Source organism: Sorangium sp. So ce145 (genome assembly GCF_051525985.1).
In the GTDB taxonomy this organism is placed as follows: Bacteria; Myxococcota_A; Polyangia; order Polyangiales; family Polyangiaceae; genus Sorangium; species Sorangium cellulosum_B.
The window spans coordinates 6,920,570-6,942,393 of the sequence record NZ_CP150315.1 but is presented as its reverse complement, the minus strand read 5'-3'; the positions used below and the strand labels follow the sequence as shown (position 1 = coordinate 6,942,393).

Annotated in this window: 11 protein-coding genes; 7 read left to right on the top strand and 4 right to left on the bottom strand. The window is 71.2% G+C overall.

Translation table 11 applies throughout. The features are described 5' to 3' along the window. Window positions 1-82: 82 nt before the first annotated feature. Together WMF34_RS25495 and WMF34_RS25490 are read right to left on the bottom strand one after the other, a co-directional pair. Window positions 83-6,418, bottom strand: coding sequence for a DUF4215 domain-containing protein (locus WMF34_RS25495; protein ID WP_437994664.1), 6,336 nt, complete (start codon window positions 6,416-6,418; stop codon window positions 83-85). A 292-nt stretch (window positions 6,419-6,710) separates the two neighbouring features. Then, on the bottom strand, window positions 6,711-7,394 hold the full coding sequence (locus tag WMF34_RS25490; RefSeq protein ID WP_437989412.1) for an SDR family NAD(P)-dependent oxidoreductase: 684 nt from the start codon (window positions 7,392-7,394) through the stop codon (window positions 6,711-6,713). 310 nt (window positions 7,395-7,704) lie between these two features. On the opposite strand from WMF34_RS25490, the gene WMF34_RS25485 reads away from it, so the two are divergent. The 6 genes from WMF34_RS25485 (at window position 7,705) to cobT (ending at window position 14,816) form a co-directional block, all read left to right on the top strand. Then, a complete protein-coding gene (locus tag WMF34_RS25485) occupies window positions 7,705-7,914 on the top strand; it encodes a hypothetical protein (RefSeq protein WP_437989411.1) in 210 nt (69 codons plus the stop codon). Window positions 7,915-8,051: 137 nt separating this feature from the next. Beyond that, entirely contained in the window at window positions 8,052-9,323 is a 1,272-nt protein-coding gene (locus WMF34_RS25480; protein WP_044965745.1) for a hypothetical protein, read from the top strand. 2 nt (window positions 9,324-9,325) lie between these two features. After that, a complete protein-coding gene (locus WMF34_RS25475; protein ID WP_437989410.1) occupies window positions 9,326-9,865 on the top strand; it encodes a glycine-rich domain-containing protein in 540 nt (179 codons plus the stop codon). Beyond that, window positions 9,862-11,073: an MFS transporter gene (locus tag WMF34_RS25470; RefSeq protein ID WP_437989409.1), complete on the top strand. Its 1,212-nt coding sequence runs from the start codon at window positions 9,862-9,864 to the stop codon at window positions 11,071-11,073. The genes WMF34_RS25475 and WMF34_RS25470 overlap by 4 nt, the downstream gene beginning before the upstream one ends. 64 nt (window positions 11,074-11,137) lie before the next feature. Continuing rightward, window positions 11,138-12,781 (top strand): flavin-containing monooxygenase, encoded by a 1,644-nt coding sequence (locus WMF34_RS25465; RefSeq protein WP_437989408.1) that lies wholly within the window; start codon window positions 11,138-11,140, stop codon window positions 12,779-12,781. A gap of 187 nt (window positions 12,782-12,968) precedes the next feature. After that, entirely contained in the window at window positions 12,969-14,816 is a 1,848-nt protein-coding gene (gene cobT, locus WMF34_RS25460; RefSeq protein ID WP_437989407.1) for a nicotinate-nucleotide--dimethylbenzimidazole phosphoribosyltransferase, read from the top strand. Here cobT and WMF34_RS25455 read toward each other — a convergent pair. Then, the gene (locus tag WMF34_RS25455) at window positions 14,768-15,745 is read right to left on the bottom strand and encodes a hypothetical protein (RefSeq protein WP_437989406.1); all 978 of its coding nucleotides are present in this window, start codon (window positions 15,743-15,745) and stop codon (window positions 14,768-14,770) included. The genes cobT and WMF34_RS25455 overlap by 49 nt on opposite strands. Window positions 15,746-16,197: 452 nt before the next feature. Continuing rightward, a complete protein-coding gene (locus WMF34_RS25450; RefSeq protein ID WP_437989405.1) occupies window positions 16,198-18,087 on the bottom strand; it encodes a c-type cytochrome in 1,890 nt (629 codons plus the stop codon). A gap of 849 nt (window positions 18,088-18,936) precedes the next feature. Between WMF34_RS25450 and WMF34_RS25445 the strand changes: the two genes are divergently transcribed. Next, window positions 18,937-21,786 carry a DNRLRE domain-containing protein gene (locus tag WMF34_RS25445; RefSeq protein ID WP_437989404.1) on the top strand — a complete coding sequence of 950 codons (2,850 nt, stop codon included), beginning with the start codon at window positions 18,937-18,939 and terminating at the stop codon, window positions 21,784-21,786. Window positions 21,787-21,824: the final 38 nt, after the last annotated feature.

Sequence of the window (21,824 nt, the reverse complement as noted above, 5' to 3'; positions counted from 1 at the left end):
CGCGCGGCGCTGCGCCGGCGTCGCGGGCCCGCGGGGGAGGCGTCGAACGACGCCTTCGCCCCGCGCGCCCGCCTTCGCTCGATCAGTTGGGGAACCCGTCGAGCTGGCAGGTCAGGCTGCAGCCGTCGCCGCCCGTGCGGTTGCCGTCGTCGCACGCCTCGTAGGGTTTCTGCACCTTGCCGTCGCCGCAGTACGGGCCGTAGACGCAGCCCGGCGCGCACTTGCCGTAGCCGCCGGTGTTGTTGCCGTCGCCGTCGTCGCACTGCTCCGGGCCGTTGCGGATGCCGTCTCCGCAGCGCGGGCCGAGCTGGCAGCGCGGGCCGCACTGGCCGTAGCCGCCGTCGTTCTTGCCGTCGTCGCACTGCTCGCCGGGCTGGACGACGCCGTCGCCGCACTGCCCGCCGAGGCGGCAGTTGTTGCTGCAGCCCGTGGCCTCGTTCGGGGGATCGCACTGCTCGCCCCACTCCTCGTCGACGCGGCGGTCACCGCACTTCGCCGCCGGGCTGCAGTCGGGCATGCAGCTCCCGTAGAAGCCGTCGTTCACGCCGTCGTCGCAGGTCTCGGCGCCGTTGACGCGGCCGTCGCCGCAGTACGGCCCGTACTGGCAGAGAGCATCGCAGCCGTCGTATTCGCCGCTGTTGTTGCCTTCGCCGAGATCGCAGTCCTCCTCCACGGGCTGGACGATGCCGTCGCCGCAGCGCGGCCCGAAGATGCACGAGGGCCCGCACTTGCCGTACTCGCCGTCGTTGATCCCGTCGTCGCACTCCTCGCCGAACTGCGGCTGGATCACCCCGTCGCCGCAGTGCGCGCCGAGCCGGCAGCTCACGCAGTTCGGGTCGGTCGCGCTGTCGCACTCCTCGCCCCAGTCCGCGTCGACGCGGTTGTCGCCGCACCTCGGCGCCGGCGTGCAGCCCGGCGCGCAGGTGCCGTAGGTGCCGTCGTTCACGCCGTCGTCGCACGCCTCGGCGCCGTTCCTGATGCCGTCGCCGCAGTACGGCCCGTAGTCGCAGGTCGCGGTGCACCCGCCGTACCCGCCGGTGTTCTGCGCGCTGCCGAGATCGCAGTCCTCCTCGGTGGGCTGGACGATGCCGTCGCCGCAGCGCGGCCCGTAGAGGCACGCGGGCCCGCACTGGCCGTACCCGCCGTCGTTGACGCCGTCGTCGCACTCCTCGCCGAGGGCCGGCTGCGTGATCCCGTTGCCGCACTGCGCGGGGAGTCGGCAGCTCACGCAGTTCGGGTCAGCCGCGTTGTCGCACTCCTCGCCCCACTCGGTGTCGACGCGGTTGTCGCCGCACCTCGGCGCCGGCGTGCAGCTCGGGTTGCAGGTGCCGTAAGCGCCGTCGTTCACGCCGTCATCGCACCCCTCGGCGCCGTTCCTGATGCCATCGCCGCAGTACGGACCGTAGTTGCAGGAGGCGGTGCACCCGCCGTACCCGCCGGTGTTCTGCGCGCTGCCGAGGTCGCAGCGCTCTTCCTCGGGCTGGACAATGCCGTCGCCGCAGCGCGGGCCGTAGAGGCACGCGGGGCCGCACTGGCCGTACCCGCCGTCGTTGACGCCGTCGTCGCACTCCTCGCCGAGGGCCGGCTGCGTGATCCCGTTGCCGCATTGCGGGGGGAGCTGGCAGTTCAGGCAGTTCGGGTCGGCCGCGTTGTCGCACTCCTCGCCCCACTCGGTGTCGACGCGGTTGTCGCCGCACCTCGGAGCCGCCGTGCAGTTCTCGTTGCAGGTGCCGTACGCGCCGTCGTTCACGCCGTCGTCGCACGCCTCGGCGCCGTTCCTGATGCCGTCGCCGCAGTACGGACCGTAGTTGCAGGTCGCGGTGCACCCGCCGTACCCGCCGGTGTTCTGCGCGCTGCCGAGGTCGCAGCGCTCTTCCTCGGGCTGGACGATGCCGTCGCCGCAGCGCGGCCCGTAGAGGCACGAGAGCCCGCACTGGCCGTACCCGCCGTCGTTGACGCCGTCGTCGCACTCCTCGCCGAGGTCCCGCTGCGTGGTCCCGTCGCCGCAGTGCTCGCCGCGCTGGCAGCGCACGCAGTTCGGGTCGGCCGGGTCGTCGCACTCCTCGCCCCAGTCGGCGTCGACGCGGTTGTCGCCGCACATCGCCGCCGGCGTGCAGTTCGGGTTGCAGGTGCCGTAGAAGCCGTCGTTGACGCCGTCATCACACCCCTCGGTGCCGTTCCTGATGCCGTCGCCGCAGTACGGCCCGATCTGGCACTCGCGCGTGCAGCCGCCGTAGCCGTTCGCCGTGTTGCCGGCGCCGAGGTCGCACGCCTCGTACGGCGCGTTGACCGCGCCGTCGCCGCACCGGGGCGGGGCCACGCACCCCGGCGCGCAGGCGTTCGAGGCGTTGGCGTACGTGCTGTTGTTGACCCCGTTGTCGCAGGTCTCCGGGCCGTTCCTCTCGCCGTCGCCGCAGTACGGCCCGAGCTGGCAGTTGTTGCACTGGCCGTAGCCCGTCCCGTTCTTGCTGCCGTCGTCGCACTCCTCGCCCGGCGTCACGACCGGCTCGTCGACCCCGCACTGCGGCGTGCACACCGACGTGCCGGCGCTGAAGCCCGACAGCGTGAGCTGGTAGTTCGACCCGGTGACGTGGCGCTCGGCCTGGAACACCGCGATCTCGTAGACCTTGCCCGGCTCGAGGTTCAGGTCGACGTCGTAGGTGGTGCCGCGGTTCGTGCAGCCGGCAGCGGCGGTGCACGGGGTCACGCGTGCGTCGCCATTATCAAGGATGGTCACGCTCTCCTGGAGCTGCCCGTGGATGCCGCCGATGTCCGCGGTCAGCGTGTTCTTGATGAAGACCCAGACGTCGTCGTCACCGAAGAAGGTGAGCACCGGATCGGCCGCGGCGCCGTTCGGCATGAACTGGAACCAGTACCGGACCTCGCTCGTGAAGTAGAAGTTGTGCCCCTGGTCCTGCGCCCTCTCCAGCCCGGCGGAGACCAGGTTGTTGAGCACGGGATCGGCGCCCGGCGGGTCGCGGTCCACCGGCCAGAACGGGTTCCGCTGGTACACATACCTGCCGGCGTTTGGGAGCAGCTCGATGGTGGTGACGAGCGTCCTGTTGTACGTCGGGTTGTCCCGGTACCACCACTGGAAGTTGGATTGCCCCGTGGTCCAGCCGGTGTTCGCGGTCGGCAGGAAGGGGCCGGCGCCGTACGCATTCACGGGCTTGCCCGCGCTGTCGAGCGTCGTCTGGACGGTGTAGTCGGTCTGCCCGTTGCCCGTGATCTCGAAGTCGAAGTGCCCGATGACGCCGTCCGTCAGGATGGCGTCGCATTGGGTGTTGCTCGAGCTGCTGTTGTTGCCCTCCGGGCACCAGCCGATGAAGTCGCGGATGACCATCGGCAGCCGCATCTCGCTGGGCTGAACGGTGCAGGTGTAGCCCGGCTCGATCGTGCACGTCGCGGAGCAGCCGTCGCCGCTCACGGTATTGCCGTCGTCGCACGCCTCGGTGGTGTCGCCGGGCAGGAGCATGCCGTCACCGCACTTCGAGATGCACGCGCCGCCCCTGCAGTCCGGCTCGCCCTTGCAGTCCGGCGTGCAGCCGTCGCGCCAGTTGCCGTTGCCGTCGTCGCAGGCCTCGGTGCCCTCGCGGATGGCGTTGCCGCAGACGGAGAAGCCCGTGCAGTCCTGGGGCTCGCCGTCGTCGCACATGCTGCCGGGCTCGATCCGGCAGTTCTCGTCGCAGCCGTCGTCCGAGAAGGGATTGCCGTCGTCGCACTGCTCGGCGCCGTTCTTGACGCCGTCGCCACAGACGGTCTTGCAGGGGAACCCGACGCGCGAGCAATCCCACCCGTCCTCGATCGTCTGGCAGTCGGCGCTGCAGCCGTCGCCGCTCACCGGGGGCTGCTGCCCGTCGTCGCACACCTCGGTGCCGCCGATCTTGCCGTCGCCGCACACGGGCGCCGGCGGCGGGGTGCAGCGCCCGCCGCCCGGCGGGCACGTCCAGCCGACCTCGATCTTGCACTGCGGCGTGCAGCCGTCGCCGCCGACAGGGTTCTCCCCGCCGCCGTCGTCGCACTGCTCGCCGAGCTGCACCGTGCCGTCGCCGCAATAGGTCCTCACGGTGCAGGGCTGGCCGGGCTTGCAGACCCAGCCCTCCTCGATCCGGCAGTCCGCCGTGCAGCCGTCGCCCGACACGGAGTCGCCGTCGTCGCACTCCTCGCCGTTGTTCACCCGCCCATCGCCGCACTGGTAGACGAGGACGCAGGCCCTGCCCGGCTCGGGGCACACGTACGCCGGGTCCACCGTCTTGCAGTCCGCGCTGCAGCCGTCGCCGCCCGCGGTGTTACCGTCGTCGCAGAGCTCGCCGGGGTTCACGGCGCCATCGCCGCACCGGAACAGGAGCACGCAGGGCTGGCCCGGGGTCGGGCAGCTGTAGAAGGACTCCTGCCGGCACAGGCTCGAGCAGCCGTCGCCGCCCGCGGTGTTGCCGTCATCGCACTGCTCGCCGGTCTCCCTGAGGCCGTTGCCGCAGGCCGGCAGCCGGGTGCACGGCTGGCCCGGCCGGCTGCACTGATACCCCGGCTCGCGCATGCAGTCCGCGCTGCAGCCGTCGCCGGACGCAGGCGGGGAGCCGCCGTCCTCGCACTGCTCGCCGTCGTTCACGCGGCCGTCGCCGCACCAGTAGTTGAGGGTGCAGGGCTGACCCGGCGTTGTGCACGTGTAGATCGGGTCCACCCCGCTGCAGTCGGCGCTGCAGCCGTCGCCGCCCACGGTGTTGCCGTCGTCGCAGACCTCGCCCGGGCTGAGCACGCCGTCGCCGCACCGGATCAAGAACTCGCAGGGCTGGCCCGGGGTCGGGCAGGTGTAGAAGGACTCCTGCCGGCACAGGCTCGAGCAGCCGTCGCCGCCCGCGGTGTTGCCGTCATCGCACTGCTCGCCGGTCTCCCTGAGGCCGTTGCCGCAGGCCGGCAGCCGGGTGCACGGCTGACCGGGGCGGCTGCACTGATACCCCTCCTCGCGCATGCAGGTGGCGCTGCAGCCGTCGCCGCTCCGGGTGTTGCCGTCCTCGCACTGCTCGCCGTCGTTCACACGGCCGTCGCCGCACCAGTAGAGGCGGGTGCAGGGCTGACCCGGCGTGGGGCACGTGTAGATCGGGTCGATCGCCTTGCAATCCGCGCTGCAGCCGTCGCCGCCCACGGTATTGCCGTCGTCGCAGACCTCGCCCGGGTTGATCGCGCCGTCGCCGCACCAGTAGAGGAGGGTGCAGGGCCGACCCGGGGTCGGGCAGGTGTAGAAGGCCTCCTGACGGCACAGGCTCGAGCAGCCGTCGCCGCTCGCGGTGTTGCCGTCGTCGCACTGCTCGCCGCTCTCCAGGGCGCCGTTGCCGCAGACCGGCAGGCGCTCGCACGGCTGTCCGGGCTTCGAGCACACGAAGCCGGGCTCGCGCATGCAGGTCGCGCTGCAGCCGTCGCCGGAGGCGGGCGGGTCGTCGCCGTCCTCGCACTGCTCGCCGTTGTTCACGCGCCCGTCGCCGCAGCGATAGAGGAGGATGCAGGGCTTCCCCGGCTCGGAGCACGCGTAAAGCGGGTCCAGCGTCTTGCAGTCGGCGCTGCAGCCGTCGCCGCCCTGGGCGTTGCCGTCGTCGCAGATCTCGCCCGGATCCACGGCGCCGTCGCCGCACCGGATCAGGAGCTCGCAGGGCTGCCCCGGCGTCGTGCAGACGTAGAAGGACTCCTGTCGGCAGAGGCTCGAGCAGCCGTCGCCGCTCGCGGCGTTGCCGTCGTCGCAGAGCTCGCCGGCCTCCTTGACCCCGTTGCCGCAGACCGGCAGGCGCTCGCACGGCTGCCCGGGCTTCGGGCACACGAAGCCCGCCTCCCGCTTGCAGTCCGCGCTGCAGCCGTCGCCGGGCGTCTCGTTGCGGTCGTCGCACTCCTCGGAGCCGTTCACGCGGCCATCGCCGCAGTCGTAGAGCAGCGTGCACGCCTCGCCCGGCCTCGGACAGACGTACGAGGGATCGACGACGATGCAGTCTGCGCTGCAGCCGTCGCCGTCAGCGGTGTTGCCGTCGTCGCAGAACTCGCCCGGATCGACCACGCCGTCGCCGCAGGCGATGGTCAGCACGCACGGTTCGCCGGGCGGACATGCACAGTAAGGCTCGATCTCGCACAGACCGGAACAGCAATCGCCGGGCAGGCTGTTGCCGTCGTCGCACGCCTCGCTGGCCTGGTTGATCTCGCCGTCGCCGCAGGCGGGCTCCTGGGGCAAGAGGCACTCGGGGGGCGGGTCGTCGACGGCGCAGGGATCGGGCCCGCCGCCGCTTCCGCCGCCGCCGGAGGCGACGCCGGAGCCGAAGTCACTGCCACCGCCGCCGTCGCCGGAGCCGCTGGAGGTCGCGCTTCCCGCGCCGCCTACGCCAGGATCGCCCGTGGTGGAGGGCGCGCCCCCCCCACAGGCGGCGACTATTTGCAGCAATCCCACGGCCAAAGCCAGATAAGACGTTCTCAACCTCACGACACACCTCGACGAACACGAGCGGCTGCGCTCGGGCAGGACCAGGACGAACACGAGCGGCTGCGCTCGGGCAGAAAGGCCGACGACCCGTCGCCAGGGTAGCCCGGCCGCCCTTCGCGCCCCTAGACGAAAATCACTTCATCCTGCGCCATTCGGCCACACCCGCAGGAGCGCCCGTTCGCAGCGGAGCCTGCGGAGCACCGCTGACGAATGACGCGCGTTGCGCGACGCAGCGACGGATGGACACGGTGTTTCATTTCAGCTGCTGGTGCACAGGCACGCGAGCCAGGCTGGCAGCCCGGTTCGGTCTTGACAATCGCGCGGTGACGGGACTCGGAGAGGGTTTGTGTCCCAAGGAGGCGCGGAGATCTCCGCGCCCCGCGGATCCCGGCTGCTGCGCGCTATCCGCCGGCTCGCCTGAGCGCGCCGCCGAGGCCCATCCGCTCGATGTACGCCCGCTGCACGTCGTCGGTCCTGCGGTTGATCTCCTCCGCGGCGCCGTTGCCCAGCGGGTCGAGCACGGTGCGCAGTGACCGCTCCCCGGCCGGCTCTTCTGCCGCCGCGTCGCGGGCAGCGCGGCGCGGTTGACGCGCACGGCGCCGAGGTAGTTCACCTGGAGCGTCGCCTCGGCCTGCGCCACGGTGAACGCCTCGAGCGGCCCCTGCGACGGGAAGCCCGCGTTGTTGATCACGACGTCGACGCCGCCCGCCTCGTCGAGCACGCGCGCAACGCCCGCGTCGACCGAGGCGTCGCTCGTCACGTCGAGCTCGATCACGCGGAGCGCGAGCCCCTCGCGCGCGGCGAGCTCCGCGAGCTCGGACGCCGGCCCCGCGTTCTTCGACGTGATCGCGCGCATCCCGGCGAAGACGCGGTGTCCCGCGCGGGCGAGGGTGACGCCGATCGTCGGGTTGCGCGGGACAATTTGCCACGCTCTCATCTGGGTATCGTCGCGACAGGATCGATTTCAATGCGAATTGCAGCGGTCGAATCGCAGGCTCGCGCGTGCGCGCGCCGAGATAGTTTCATTGGTCCTGGAGCGGCCGACTCGGCGGATGGCCGGGCGGCGCGATCCCCCCACGGATTGCCCGCCTTGACCCCTTTGGGTTGAACCGTATAGTCAGCCAGACGGTCGGGCTGCCCACAAATAGTGTCTGCCGGACCGTCGAGCACACGACCGCCGCCCTGCGCGGGTCGCGGACGTGTGCGCCGTGGTTGCATCGTTCACCATCACATCATCGGAGGTTCGAATGGAACACCTGATTCGGCAGATCGCCCAGGATCGTCTCTGGAAGCAGTGGATCGCGGCCAACACGTCCGGTGCGCCGACCCTCGACGCCGGCTGCATCTCGCGGAAGGAAGGCTGTATCTCGAAGAAGGCCGGCTGCATCTCGCGGAAGCAAGGCTGCATCTCGAAGAAGGCCGGCTGCATCTCGAAGAAGGCCGGCTGCATCAGCTGACGGAGCCGCCGGGGCCGCGAGCGAGGCGGCAGGACCAGGTTCATCTTGCCGTGGTCTTCTGCCTCGCTCGCGCGCGCCCGGACCGATGGGGGCTGCGCTTCTCGATGGCTGTTCAACCTTTTTCCTGGAGTCGACCGATGGACGCCCACGCACCGACGCTCGCGGCGATGATCGATCAGGTCAGGGACATCCCTATCTACCGACAGTCGATCGAGAAGGGCTCTTTCCCGATCCTGGACAAGCCGGAGATCGCAAGAGGATTTCCGGACAACTGGATGACCCCGAGGCTCGCCGAGGCGCTGAAGGTCGGCGAGGCGGAGCTCGTGCTCTCGACCGGGACCAACCACGCGCGGATGCAGATCATCCGCCCGCCATTCTTCCTTCTGAAGTCGTACTACCGCCTGTGGAGCGAGCACCCCGACATCGCGGTCACCTGGCATGAGGGCTGCCAGCGCGTCTCGATCACCACGGTGCTGGCGACCGAGCACGTGGCGCGGCTCGCCGCGAGGCGGCGCGGCGCCGAGGCGCCGGCGCTCCCCAGCCTCGAGGAGCGCCGGCTCGACGAGCGGACGCTCTATATCAACCTGCGGCTCGACCCGGCGCTGTGGGATCGCGGCGATGTCGAGCGCATGCTCGACGAGATGAGCGCCGTTCGAGATGCGCATCCGCGACGTCTTTACCACCTCGACTGCGATGGCTACCACCTCGCTCACCTGGTGAAGAAGGCCATGGACATGGGAGCGTGGGAGCGCTTTCCGAGGCCGGCCAGCATCGTTCACGCCTACGAGCTCACGCCGAGGAACGTGCGGCGGTTCCTGGCGGAGCACGTCGAGTGCCCGATCGTCGACCTGTTCGGCAGCACCGAGCTCGGCTATCTGTATTACAGCGATCGTCACGGCCGCTACTGGCCTTACCTGGACCAGATGCACCTGGAGCTGATCCCCGTCGAGGAGGGCAGCGCGATCTACAGCCTCATCGTCTCGAGCGTGCGCAACCCCTGCATGCCGCTCATCCGCTATCGCTCGGGCGACTGCGCCGAGACGGTCGACGGCTCCCCCGATCCGCTCCGGATCCGCCGGTTCTGCGGGCGCGAGCGGGAGCTCTTCTGGGCCAGGGAGAGGGGCCCGATCTCGCAGGCCGATCTCGATGACTGGATCGCCGTCTCCGCGCCGTCCGTCTTCGTCTATCAGCTCCACGCGGAGGGGCAGCGGCGGGGCCGATTGCTCTATACCACCTTCGACGGCGCGCCCGTCGGCCCGGCCGCGGCGCGCGCGCTGCGAGAGCTTATCTGGGAGGGCGCCGGCCTCGACTGCGTCCTCGAGCACCGCTCCCACATCGCGATCGGCAAGTCCGGGAAGTACGCATGGCTGGTGCAGGGCGGCGAGGCCGCGGAGCGAGGTGGCTCGTGACGATGGAACGACCCAGGGTGACGGCCGCCGCGCTGAAGGCGCGGCTCGACGGCGCGTTCTTCTCCGGCGTGGTGCGCCATTTCGTGCGGACCACCGGCGAGGAGCCCGCGATCGTGGAGCGTCAGGTGCTCGAATGCCTGCGGTACCTCTACCTGATATCGCGCTATCCGGAGCCGCTGGCCGGGCTGTTCCTGCCGGTGGAGCAGGCGATCGACGAGGTCTGGCATTACCTGATCTTGCAGACGCGGGAGTACCGCGAGCTGTGCGAGGAGCGCCTCCCGGGGCGCTTCTTCATCCATCACCGCAGCCTGCCCTACGAGGACTATCAGGAGGCGCAGGCCAGCCGGGAGCAGGCGATCGAGGAGGCGCTGCGCTGGCTGCCGCTCTACCGCGACGAGTTCGGCCCCTTCGACGAGGGCGCGCTTCCTCACTGGACGATGGTGCGCTTCCTCCACGAGCGCCTGGGCCTCTCCCTCGAGGCGATCGCCGCGCTCGACGCGGGGAACGGGGCCGCCCTGCCGTGCGTGGAGCGCGCCCGTTGAGCCGTCAGGCTGTCGTCGCGGTGCCTGCGCCCGCCACGTCCGTCAACACGCTGGTCCTGCTGCTTTGCCAGGTCCTGGGGATCGCTTCTGTGGTGTCGGTCCAGTTCGCCGGCAGCGTGGTGGGTGAGCGGCTCGCGAGGGACATGCGGCTCGCGACGCTCCCGGTGGCCGTGCTCGTGCTTTCCTCGGCCCTGGGCACCTGGCCGGCCAGCCAGCTGATGCGCCGCTTCGGGCGCAAGCCCTGCTTCATCGCCGCGGCGCTCCTGTCCGCCGGCTGCCTCGCGCTCGCGGCGCGCGCGGTGGACCGCTCCGATCTCCCGCTGTTCTGCGCGGCGGTCTCCGGCGTCGGCCTGCACGGCGCCTTCGTGCAGCAGTACCGCTTCGCGATCCTCGAAGGGCAGGAGAGCCATCGGGCGCCGCGCCTCTTGACCATGATCCAGCTTGCCAGCGCGCTCGGCATCGTCCCTGGCATCTCGCTCTTCGGCCTGCTGGAAGGACGGACGTCGAGCGAGCTGCCCTCTGCCCTGCTCGTCCTTTCGGCGCTCCAGCTCGTCGCGGCGCTCGCGTTCGTGTCGTACCGGCCGCAGGAAGCGCGGGCCGCGGAGGCCTCCGCCGCGGCCGACGCGGGGGCTCGCGCGCTGTACTGGCCCATGGTGGCGATGGGCGCCGGCGCTTTCCTCGTGATGAGCCTGATCATGGTGCCGACGCCCCTCCAGATGTGCGGCGTCGAGCAGCGCTCGATCCGGCAGGCGGGCTGGGTGATCGAGGTGCACCTCCTGAGCATGTACCTGCCTTCGCTCTCGGTCGGCGCCCTCCTGAAGCGGATGTCGATCGCGGCGCTCCAGGGGCTCGGGCTGCTGTTCTTGCTCGCGGGGTTCGTGATCAGCCTGGCTCCAGGGTTCGGAGGGCACCTGGTCGGGCTCTCGCTGGTCGGGATCGGGTGGTGTTATGTGTTCGTGACCGCGACGACCCTGGTCGCGCGCAGCCGGTCCGGCCCCGAGCGTTTCCGGGCGCAGGGCGTCAACGATCTGTGCGTGTTCGCCGCCAGCGGCGCGGCGTCGCTCACGTCCGGCGCGCTCCTGTCGGCGCTGGGGTGGAGCGGCCTCGTGCACCTCGGGGTGGTGCTTGTCCTGAGCCTGATGGCGCTCGCCCTTCGCGTCCACCGCGCCCCACGCCCGGCGCCGGCGCAGGGCGGCGCGCGTCTCTGAAGCGAGCGCGCGGGGCCTCGAGCGGCCTCCCGCGCACCCATGTCCGGAGAGGGAGGCGAACATCATGTCTGACGTGCAGTCGAATCGTTCAGGAGACACCCCGGCGCCTCTGGGCCGCGTCGACGCCGTCGTCGTCGGCGCCGGGTTCGCGGGTCTGTACATGCTCTACCGCCTGCGCCGGCTCGGCCTCTCGGTCCGCGTCTACGAGGCGGGCGGCGGGGTGGGCGGCACCTGGTACTGGAACCGCTACCCCGGCGCGCGCTGCGACATCGCGAGCATGGACTACTCCTATTCGTTCTCTCCCGAGCTCCAGCAGGAATGGACGTGGACCGAGCGATACGCCACGCAGCCGGAGATCCTGCGTTATCTCGAGCACGTCGCGGACAGGTTCGAGCTCCGCGCGCACATCCAGCTCCGGACGCGGGTGACCGCGGCCGCCTTCGACGAGGCGGCGGATCGGTGGGTGATCCGGACCGACGACGGCGCCAGCGTGTCCGCCGGGTTCTTGATCATGGCGACAGGCTGCCTGTCCGCCGCGAAGGTGCCCGACATCGAGGGGCTCGAGGCATTCGGGGGCGAGCGATACCACACAAGCCACTGGCCGCACGGCGGCGTCGACTTCACCGGCAAGCGCGTCGGCGTCATCGGCACGGGCTCGTCCGGCGTCCAGGTCATCCCGGCCATCGCCGAGCAGGCGGCGCGCCTCTTCGTCTTCCAGCGGACCCCGTGCTTCAGCGTGCCAGCGCGCAACGCGCCCCTGGAGGCGGCCCATGAATCGTGGATGAAGGCGAACTACGCGGAGCACCGGCAGAGGGCCCGCGAGACGCGCGCCGGGGTCATCATGGATGTCGACCCGCGGTCCGCGCTGGAGGTGCCGCCCGAGGAGCGGGAGCGCGCGTATCAGGCTCGCTGGGAGCAGGGCGGCACCGGCTTCCTCGCCACGTTCTCGGACGTGATGCGGTCCCGGGAAGCCAACGAGACCGCCGCCGAGTTCGTCCGATCCCGGATCCGCGCGACGGTCCGCGACCCTGCCGTCGCCGAGGCGCTGTCGCCGAGGGGGTATCCGCTGGGCACCCGGCGGCTCTGCGTCGACACCGGCTATTACGAGACCTTCAACCGGGAGAACGTCACGCTGGTCGACGTCAAGGCGTCACCCATCGAGGAGATCACGAAGACGGGGCTCCGGACGCGGAGCGCGGAGTACACGCTCGACAGCCTCGTGTTCGCCACGGGCTTCGATGCCATGACGGGCGCCCTGACCAGGATCGAGCTCCGCGGGAGGGGCGGCGAGCCGCTCGCGGCGAGGTGGGCCGACGGCCCGCGCACGTACCTCGGCGTCGCCGTCGCCGGCTTCCCGAACCTGTTCACGATCACCGGGCCTGGGAGCCCGTCCGTGTTCAGCAATGCGATCGTCTCCATCGAGCAGCACGTGGAATGGATCGCGGACTGCATCGCGTACCTGCGAGAGCGAGGCTTCGCGTGCATCGAGGCCACCGCCGAGGCGGAGGAGGGGTGGGTCGCGCACGCCAACGAGGTGGCCGGCGGCACGCTGTATCCGCTGGCCAGCTCCTGGTACGTCGGGGCGAACATCCCTGGCAAGCCGCGCGTCCTCATGCCCTATGCCGGGGGCGTCGGCGCCTACAGAAAGCGGTGCGAGGCGGTCGCGGCTCAGGGATACGAGGGGTTCTCCCTGTCGAGGGCGGGGTAGCCGCGTCCACCCGGGGTGCGCCCTCGTGATGGGCGCGATCGGCGCGGAGGCCGAGCACGGCGGTCCCGCTCGCCCAGAGCCCCATCGGCGCGGCTCGCTGGCTCGAGGCAAGACGCGCGAAGGGGGGCCGTCTGCAGCGCGCGGCCGCCGGCTGCCCATCGCCTGGCAACTGTGGTAGCTGACCGCGGTGAACGCCACACACGAACCGTCGTACCTGGTCCCGGAGGCCGTCGCCGCCTTCGACGAGGGAGCGCGGCAGGCGGTCTACGACGTCATCGCCCTGCGGCGGGACGTGCGGCATTTCGAGCCGGGGCGCGCGCTCGACCGGGCTGTCCTGCGGCGCATCCTCGAGGCCGCCCACATGGCGCCCAGCGTGGGATTCTCCCAGCCCTGGGGCTTCGTCGTGGTGCGTGACGAGGCGCAGCGCGCGCGGATCCGCGAGAGCTTCCTTCGCTGCCGCCAGGCGGAGGCTGCCCGTTTTCCGGAGGGCCGGCGCGAGCAGTACCTCTCCTATCGCCTCGAGGGGATCCTCGAGGCGTCGCTCAACGTGTGCGTCGCGGTCGACCTGAGGCCGCGCGGGGAGGCGATCCTGGGCACCATCGTCCAGCCCGAGGCGGTGCGCGCGAGCGCGTGCTGCGCGGTGCAGAACCTCTGGCTCGCCGCGCGCGCCGAGGGCGTCGGCGTCGGCTGGGTCAGCATCGTTGAGCCCGCCGTCCTCCGCGCCGAGCTGCGCCTCCCGCCGGGCGTGGAGCCGATTGCGTATCTCTGCCTGGGCCACCCCGTCGCGTTCCGGCGGCGACCGATGCTGGAAGAGAGCGGCTGGCGAGAGCGGCGCGCGGTCGATGAGGTCGTCCACGAACATGGCATCTGGCAAGACCGCGAGGACGCCGCCACGCCGGCGGCGGGCCGCGCGAGCGAGCCGCCGCGCTCATCGCTCCGGACGACGGCGATCCCACCGCTGGACGCCGCCGCCATGGAGGCCTCCCGTGCGCACCAGGCCACGCTCGGCCTGCCGGCGGGCAGCCTGGGGCGGCTCGAGCAGCTTGCGGCGTGGTGGGCCGGCGTGCGTGGCGAGCTCCCGCTCCCGTTGCCCGCGCCGGGGCTGGCCGTGTTCTGCGCGGACCACGGCGTCGTCGCGGAGGGCGTGAGCGCTCACCCCTCGGCGGCGACGACGGCGAGGCTCGCGGACGTGATGGCCGGGGGCGCGGCGGTCGCGGCGCTGGCGGCGCGCCACGGCGTGCGGCTCGTCGCGGTCGATGTCGGCCTGGCGGGCGATCTCTCGGCGCTGCCGTGTGCGCCGGTCGTCCCGCTGGTACCGCGGGTGGTGCGGCGCGGCACCGGAAACCTGCGGCGCGAGCCGGCGATGACGCGCGACGAGGCGGCTCGCGCGATGGAGGCGGGCGCCGAGACCGCACGCGCGCTCGCCGCGGAGGGCGTCACGCTGGCGGGCCTCGGCAACCTCGGGATCGGCAACACGACGGCGGCGACAGCGATCCTGTGCGCCCTCACGGGCGCGCCGCCGGCGAGCCTCGCGGGACCGGGCGCCGGCCTCGACGCGGAGGGCGTCGCGCGCAAGGCCGGCGTCGTCGCCGGCGCGCTCGCGCTCCACGCGCCCGATCCCACGGACCCTCTCGATGTGCTGGCGAAGGTCGGCGGGCTGGAGATCGCCGCGATGGCCGGCTTCGCGCTCGAGGCCGCGCGGCTGCGCGTGGGCGTCGTCGTCGACGGGCTGACGGCGTGCGCCGCGGCCCTCTGCGCCGCCAGGATGGCCCCGACGCTCCGGCCGTGGCTCCTCGCGGCGCACCGCGCGGCCGAGCCGGCGGCGGCCCTCGCGCTCACCGAGCTCGGGCTCGAGCCGCTCTTCGATCTCGGACTATGGGCGGGCGAGGGGATCGGCGCCGTGCTCGGGTTGCACCTCGTCGGCACCTGCGTCTCGACGGCGAGCGGGCTCGACCCTCGTCGCGAGCTCGCGCGCAGCTCCGGCGCTCACGGGGTCGTGCCCCCGGGTTCCGTCTCCGGCGCCGGCTCCTTGTAGAACGCCACGTCGTCGATCCACACGCTGAATTGACGGCTCGCTGCGAAGCGGAACTGGATGGCCCAGACCTGCGTCAGGTCGGGCGCGTCGAACGCCTGGCCCCAGCCGGACTGCTTGAGGCTGGCGAAGGGCACCTTGATTTGAGTCCAGCACTTCGTCAGCGTGACGGTCTTGGTGAAGTGATCGCTGCACCCGCCGTCAGCAGAGGTGCAGATGCCGCCATCCTGCCAGGTCTGCGCGTCGACGACGTCCACGAGCACCTTGTTGTAGGAGCCCTCATCGGCGTAGGCAAAGAAGGTGACACCGCTGAACTCGGAGGCGTTGTAGAGGCCCAGCTGGGACGACGAAGGGCTGTTCAGCTGGAAGCCGAAGAGGGCTCCCCAGCTTTCGAACAAGTCGTCGGCCACGACGTGCGCTGCCAGCGTGCTGTCGCCGCGCGGCGGTTCGAGGAGGCTCATCACGAACTGCTCGCCCACTCCGGGCGTTTGCGTCCCCTTGCCATCGTTCGCTACGAACCAGAGCCCCCGCCGTGGGTTCGTCTCATCTTCCACTTCGATGATGAAATGGTCGTCATCTTCCATGTCGTCGATCAACGACAGCTCCAGCGTCGGGTCGCCCAGCGGCGGCTCCGGGCATCCTGCCCCCTCTCCTCCACCTCCCGCATCCCCGCCGGCGCCGCCTTCGCCAGCGCCCCCGCCTCCCGCATCCCCTCCTGCGCCGCCCTCGCCGCCCTCGCCGCCTTCGCCGCCAGCGCCCCCGCCGCCCGCGTCCGTGCCGCCGGTGCCGCCTTCGCCCCCCCCTCCTGCGCCGCCCTTCCCCACCTCGTATGACTTATCGAAGCCGAAGATCTGGGCACATCCAACTCCGAGCACCGCAATGAGGCACCCGCTGGTCCACCGCGCAAAAGCCAGCTTGCTGTTCATGGTCATGGAAGGGATCTCCGAGAAGCTTCGGCCAATCACGATAGGACGCTGCGTGCCAGAATGGAAGCGCGTCGGTCGCGACGCGAGCCGCCGCGGCGCGGACGCGAGACAACGGTTGGCGGCCCCTCGCCGGCCCAGCGCTGCTCGGCCTGTCGAATCAAGGCAGCTCGCCTGCGCGGAGCGACCATTCCCTACATGAACTGTCGTCGTGAGGAAGCCTCCGCCATCGCCTGTCGGCGATTCGGTAGCTCCGGCGAGCTCCGTGGCGACAGCCCTGTGGCGTCGACCGTATCACGGCGCCGCGGGCGCGCTCTTCCTCGACCGCGCATTGCAATGCCCTAAGCGCTGGAGTCGCGCGGATGCACGGCGCGGAGTGTTCGAGCGATGTCGATGAACCGACCGCGTTACCGATCGTGGCGCGGCATCACCGGGTGTTACCGAGCGTAGCGCGGCGTCCGTCAACACGCGCCTTCGGCGCGGCGGCCGCGGGCCGCGCCGGCGAGCGCGAGCCCGAGCAGCGCTGCCTGGACGAGGCATGTCTCGACCGCAGGGTAGATGCCGAGCGCGGTGAAGCGAGGGAGCGGCAGCCGGTGGAGCGGCAGCAACCCGCAGAGCTGGAGGGCGGCCACGGCGCGGCCGGCGAGCGGGGCGCACAGCAGACAGGCCAGCCAGGCGGGAGGGCTCGCCCAGCGGCGCGCGGCCGCCCGGCTCGCGCGGGTGACCAGCGCCGCGCCTGCGGCGAGCAGCGCGAGCGTGATCAACACCCCGGCCACGGCGGGCGGCGCGACGGGGAGCGACACCCCGAGCGCGGCGTCGAGCGCCGAGAACGCCGCGCCGAAGCCGGCCAGCAGCGCGGTCGCGAACACGGCCGCTCGGCTGCCTCGCGACAGGCCGCCATGCAATGGCTCCTGCGAGCGCTCCTGCCGCGCGCCGCGCCGCCGGGCGAGCGCCGCCGCGCCGGCGAGCGCGAGCGCGATCGTCGCGCCTGCCGTGAGCGTTCGCCAGAAGCCGGCCATGTGCCCGAGCGCCGCTGCGACCCAGGCGGCGAGCGCGAGCAGCAGCGCCGCGCCCGACGCGACGTGGACGACTCGCCGGCTCCGTGACGACGCGACGGCGGGGAGCGCGGCGAGGAACAGCGCCGCAGCGGCGAGCTCGCGCAGCGCCACGCGGCTGGAGACCTGGGCCACGACCGGACCCGGCGCGCCCCCGGACCGCGCGAGCGCGACCTCGGCGTAGGTCGCGTCGCGCAGGAGCGCGGCCATGCCCGCGTCGAGCGTGTCTGTCGTCGCGCCTGCCGCGAGCGCCGCTCGAAGGGCGAAGGCGCCGTCGCCGAGGTCGTTCGCGAGCGCCTCCTTCACGGTGCGGACGCTCGCCTCGGCCACGTCGATGCCGTCGAGCTGGGCTGTGCCGAGCGCCTCGCGCGCGTCGGCGAGCCTGCCCTCGCGCAGCGCGGCGCGCCCCCTGTCGAGCGCGGCGCGCGCGATGGAGAGGGGGTGTGACGCGGCCTCGCCGCCATAAGCGACGCGCCGCCGGAGCTCCGCGAGGAGCGCCCCGTGCCGCTCGGCGGGGATCCCGCGCGCGGAGAGCTCGGCGCGCAGGTCCGCGTCGGAGCGGACCGCGAGCTCGACCATGGAGTAGTCCGGCAGATCGAGCGGCCTCGGGCCTTCGCCGGGCTCGGGGTGGTGGAGGCCGGCGACGTGGAAGGCGAGGTCCCAGCGGTCGCGGGCGGAGAGAAACGTGAACGGCACCATGGCCGTGCCGCTGACGCCGAATCGAACCGCGGACTCGACGCCGACGGGCGCGAGCTGCTCGGCGATGATCGCGTCGTGGAAGTTCGCCGGGTGCGGGACCAGGCTCGCCGCGCGCCGGGTATCGGCGTGCCCCGTCGGGCCGTGGCAGGTGGCGCAGTTCTCCTGGTAGAGGGCCGCGCCGCGCTGCGCGTCGGGCCGCGAGAGCGGCGCTTCCGCCAGCCGGAACGCGGACGCGACCCGGTCGCGCGCGCCCCTCGCCGCGATGGCGACTCGATCCGCGGCGACCTTCGCCTCGACGAGCTCGCGCACGCCGACGATGCCCTGCGCGAGGTCGCCCGCCCCGCTCTCGAGCGCGGACGGCTGGATGCGGGCGGCGACATGGATCGCCTCGCCGAGCAGCGCCAGCTGCTCGTCATACTCGATGACGCTGGTGACGGCGCCGTTCGCGACGCACCCGCCATAGTCCATGGCGACATAGCCGAGCACATGGACGAGGCGGCGCGCCTCGATCTCGGCCGGCTCCCCCGGATCCGCCAGCGCAGGGCGCTCGCCCAGGAGCAGGACGGCGGCCATGGCGGCCGCGCTGACCGCCGCCATGGCGGTGAGCCCGGCCGTCGTTGCTCGCAAAATACGCGGAAGTCGCGGGAGGCGCGGGAGGCGCGGGGTGGAGTCGGCCCGCGCCGGCGATCCAGCGCACACCCCCGTCGCGATCATGCGCCCGGGTCCCGCGCGGAAAGTCAGAAATCGCGATGACACATATCCCTCATACAATCGAAAAAGAGTTCATGCTAGCTTCCTCGATCGTGCAGCGACCCGCTGCTCGACAACAATGCTTTGAGGTCCTCCTGATGATGATCCTGCCGCGTGGCGCCCAGGGGCGCCGCGCCAGCTGGCCAGGGAGCAGAAAGGCTTTGCAAGACTGACCTGCCGCCGTCGCGCGAGGCGGCCACGGGCGAAGGCCCCGGCGTCCACCCTCCGTGCGAGCGTCCGTGCGATAGCAAGCGGACGCGGCGGACGCCGAGGACGCCGAGGACGCGACTGAGCGCTGGGACGACGATCGCCAACCGTCGGCGCCGGGCACGTATTCAGTGTTGGTCAGTGTTGGTCAGTGTTGGCGCGTTTGCTCGACAGTGGCGACGGAATTCTATTGCGCTTTGAGCGCGTCCCGGCGACCGCTGCCCTCCGGCCCCGCTCAGAGACAGAGACAGAGACAGAGACCGGAGGGGTCTGCAGCCGGCGCGAGGCTCTCCGATTTAAGATGATCTCCCATAGGGGGTTTAGGTAAGATGGTAGCAGCGCGTTCACGTCCGATGCGCTGATCGCGCACGGTACCAGGCGCGATGCGATCGCTGGCGTGACCGTGCCGGGAAGGTGCCCGGCTCGCCCCGTGGCGAGCGTTTGTCGGAGGCAAGGCGGGATGAATCAGGAAGCACGGAGGGTGAAGCAATGAAATTGAACCCCGGACATCTGGCTGCTGCATCGGTGGCAGTGACGATGGCGTGGGCCGGCCAGGCGGCCGCCCAGTCGGTGATAAGGCAGCCCTATCTGCAGTCGTTGACGCCCAACTCGGTCTACGTGGTGTGGACCACCAACGTGGGCACGGACAGCCGCGTGCGCTACGGGACCGATCCGGCGAATCTGACGCAGACGGTGGACCTCGGCGCGCTCGCGACCCAGCACGAGGTGTTCATCGGGGGTCTCACGCCGAACACCCGTTACTACTACAGCGTCGGTACTTCGACCGCGGTGCTGGCCGGCGGCTCCTCCTCCTTCTACTTCGAGACGGCGCCGCCCGTGTCCACGCCGAAGAAGTTCCGGGCGTGGATCATCGGCGACACCGGCTACGGCGGCACGGCGCCCTGGGCGACGCGAGACGCGATGCTGAACGCCGTCGGCGCGTACCGCCCCAACCTGTTCCTGCACATGGGGGACATGGCGTACAACTTCGGCACCACCGAGGAGTTCACCAACGGCTTCTTCAATCAGTACGCGGAAATCCTTCGCAACACCGTCGTGTGGCCGACGTTCGGCAACCACGAGGGCCTGAGCTCCGACTCGGCGACGCAGACCGGTCCTTACTACACCGCCTACGTGCTCCCCACCGCCGGGGAGGCCGGCGGGGTCCCCTCCGGTACGGAGGCTTACTACTCGTACGACTACGCGAACGTCCACTTCGTCGTGTTCGACGGCTATGGCTCCTCGCGTTACTCGACAGGCGCGATGGCGGACTGGCTCGCCGCCGATCTCGCTGCGACGGAACAGGACTGGATCATCGCGTACATGCACTTTCCGATGTACACGAAGGGCACCCACGACTCGGACACGGACTGGTTGATGGTCGAGCACCGGGAGTTCCTCGCGCCCATCCTCGACGCGGGCGGGGTCGACCTGGTGCTCGCGGGCCACTCGCACAACTACGAGCGCTCGTTCCTCGTGGACGGCGCCTACGATACGCCGACCACGGCGGACGGGCACATCATCGACGGGCGCGACGGCAAGCCGCTCGGCGACGGCCCCTATGTGAAGCTCCCTGGCAAGGGGAGCCATGAAGGGGCGGTCCATGTCGTCGCCGGCCACGGCACGTACGTGGGCGGCTCCGGAGGCCACCCGCTCATGTACTTCAACGAGGCGCAGAGCGGCTCGTGCATCCTCGACGTCGAGGACAACCGGCTCACGGTGTCCAACGTTCGCTACGACGGCGTGATCAGCGATCGCTTCGCCATCGTGAAGGGAACGGCCATCGACGTCGCAGCGCCCGACGGCGGGGAGCGCCTGGCGCCTGGCGGCGTCTACCCGATCCGCTGGGCGACCGTGGGGAACATCCCCTCCGTGCGGATCGAGTACACGACCGACGACGGCGCGACCTGGACCACGATCACGGACAGCACCGCCAACACGGGCCGCTACAACTGGGTGGTTCCCTCCATCGACACGACGACGGCCCTCGTGCGCGTCTCCGACGCCGAGCACCCGCTGCTCTCCGACGAGAGCAACGCCGGCTTCACGATCCAGAGCCTCCCCCACACGGCGGTCTACTTCGGCGATTACTGGGTTTACGACGACGTGGGCGTCGACCGAGGAACGGCCTGGCGAGACCTCACGTACGACGACTCCTCGTGGAAGGGGGGCTGGGGGCAGCTCGGCTACGGCGACGGCGGGGAGGGCACGACCCTCTACCGGGCCACGCCGTCGTATCCCACCGCCTACTTCCGGAAGATCATCCCGATCGACGGACCGGTCGCGCAGGCGACCATGAAGCTCATCCACGACGACGGCGTCGTCGTCTGGCTCAACGGCACCCAGGTGGCCTCGAAGCGCGTGACCGGCACGGCCTACGGTGACTATGCGTCCGGGGAGTCGCGCGACGACGAGCTCACCACGGTGACGCTCTCCCCGAGCTCTTTCGTGGTCGGAAGCAACATCCTCGCGGTGATGGTCAAGCAATCGGCCCCCAATTCGAACGATCTATCGTTCGACATGGAGCTGACGCTCGCCTATGCGCCCCCCGGCAGCGGGAGCGGCAGCTCGAGCTCGTCCAGCAGCTCGAGCTCGTCCAGCAGCTCGAGCTCGTCCAGCAGCTCGAGCTCGTCCAGCAGCACGAGCGCGTCGAGCACGAGCGCGTCGAGCACGAGCAGCAGCACGAGCGCGTCGAGCACGAGCAGCAGCACGAGCGCGTCGAGCACGAGCAGCGTCATGATGAGCAGCGCGATGAGCGTGGGCAGCAGCGGGTCGGGCGGGGCCGGCGGCGCCGGCGGGGCCGGCTCCGGAGGCACGCCCGTGTGCAGGACCGTGCAGCGCGGCACCTTCGGCACGGTCTGGGACGCGACGCTCTGGTCGACCGCGGCGACCTACAACGAGGGGTCGTACCCGTCGGTCTACACGGGCGGAGCAGGCACCGGAGGCTTCCGTGCAGCGCTCCTCTGGTTCGACCTCTCGTTCATCCCCGCGGGCGCGCCGGTCTACTCGGCTACCTTGACGATCAATCAGGTGTACAAGACGGCGGTCACCACCGTTCGTCTCCACGAGGCCCTCGCGCCCTGGGGCGAGACGACCGTGAGCTGGAACAGCTACAACCAGAGCTGGGAGCCGCTCAGCTTCGCGTCGATCGTCACCGTCAACGGCACCGGCGATCGGACCGCCAATCTCACCGACCTGGTGCAGGACTGGGTTGACGGCGTCCTCCCGAATTACGGGATTGTGATGGAAGAGGACGCGGCGGGGGCGACGCAGTGGCGGGCCAGCGAAGACACCACGGCGTCGCGCCGCCCGCGCCTCGAGGTCTGCTACGCAGAGTGACCGCGCAGGGCGATGCGCCGCCGGGATCGCCGGCCAGC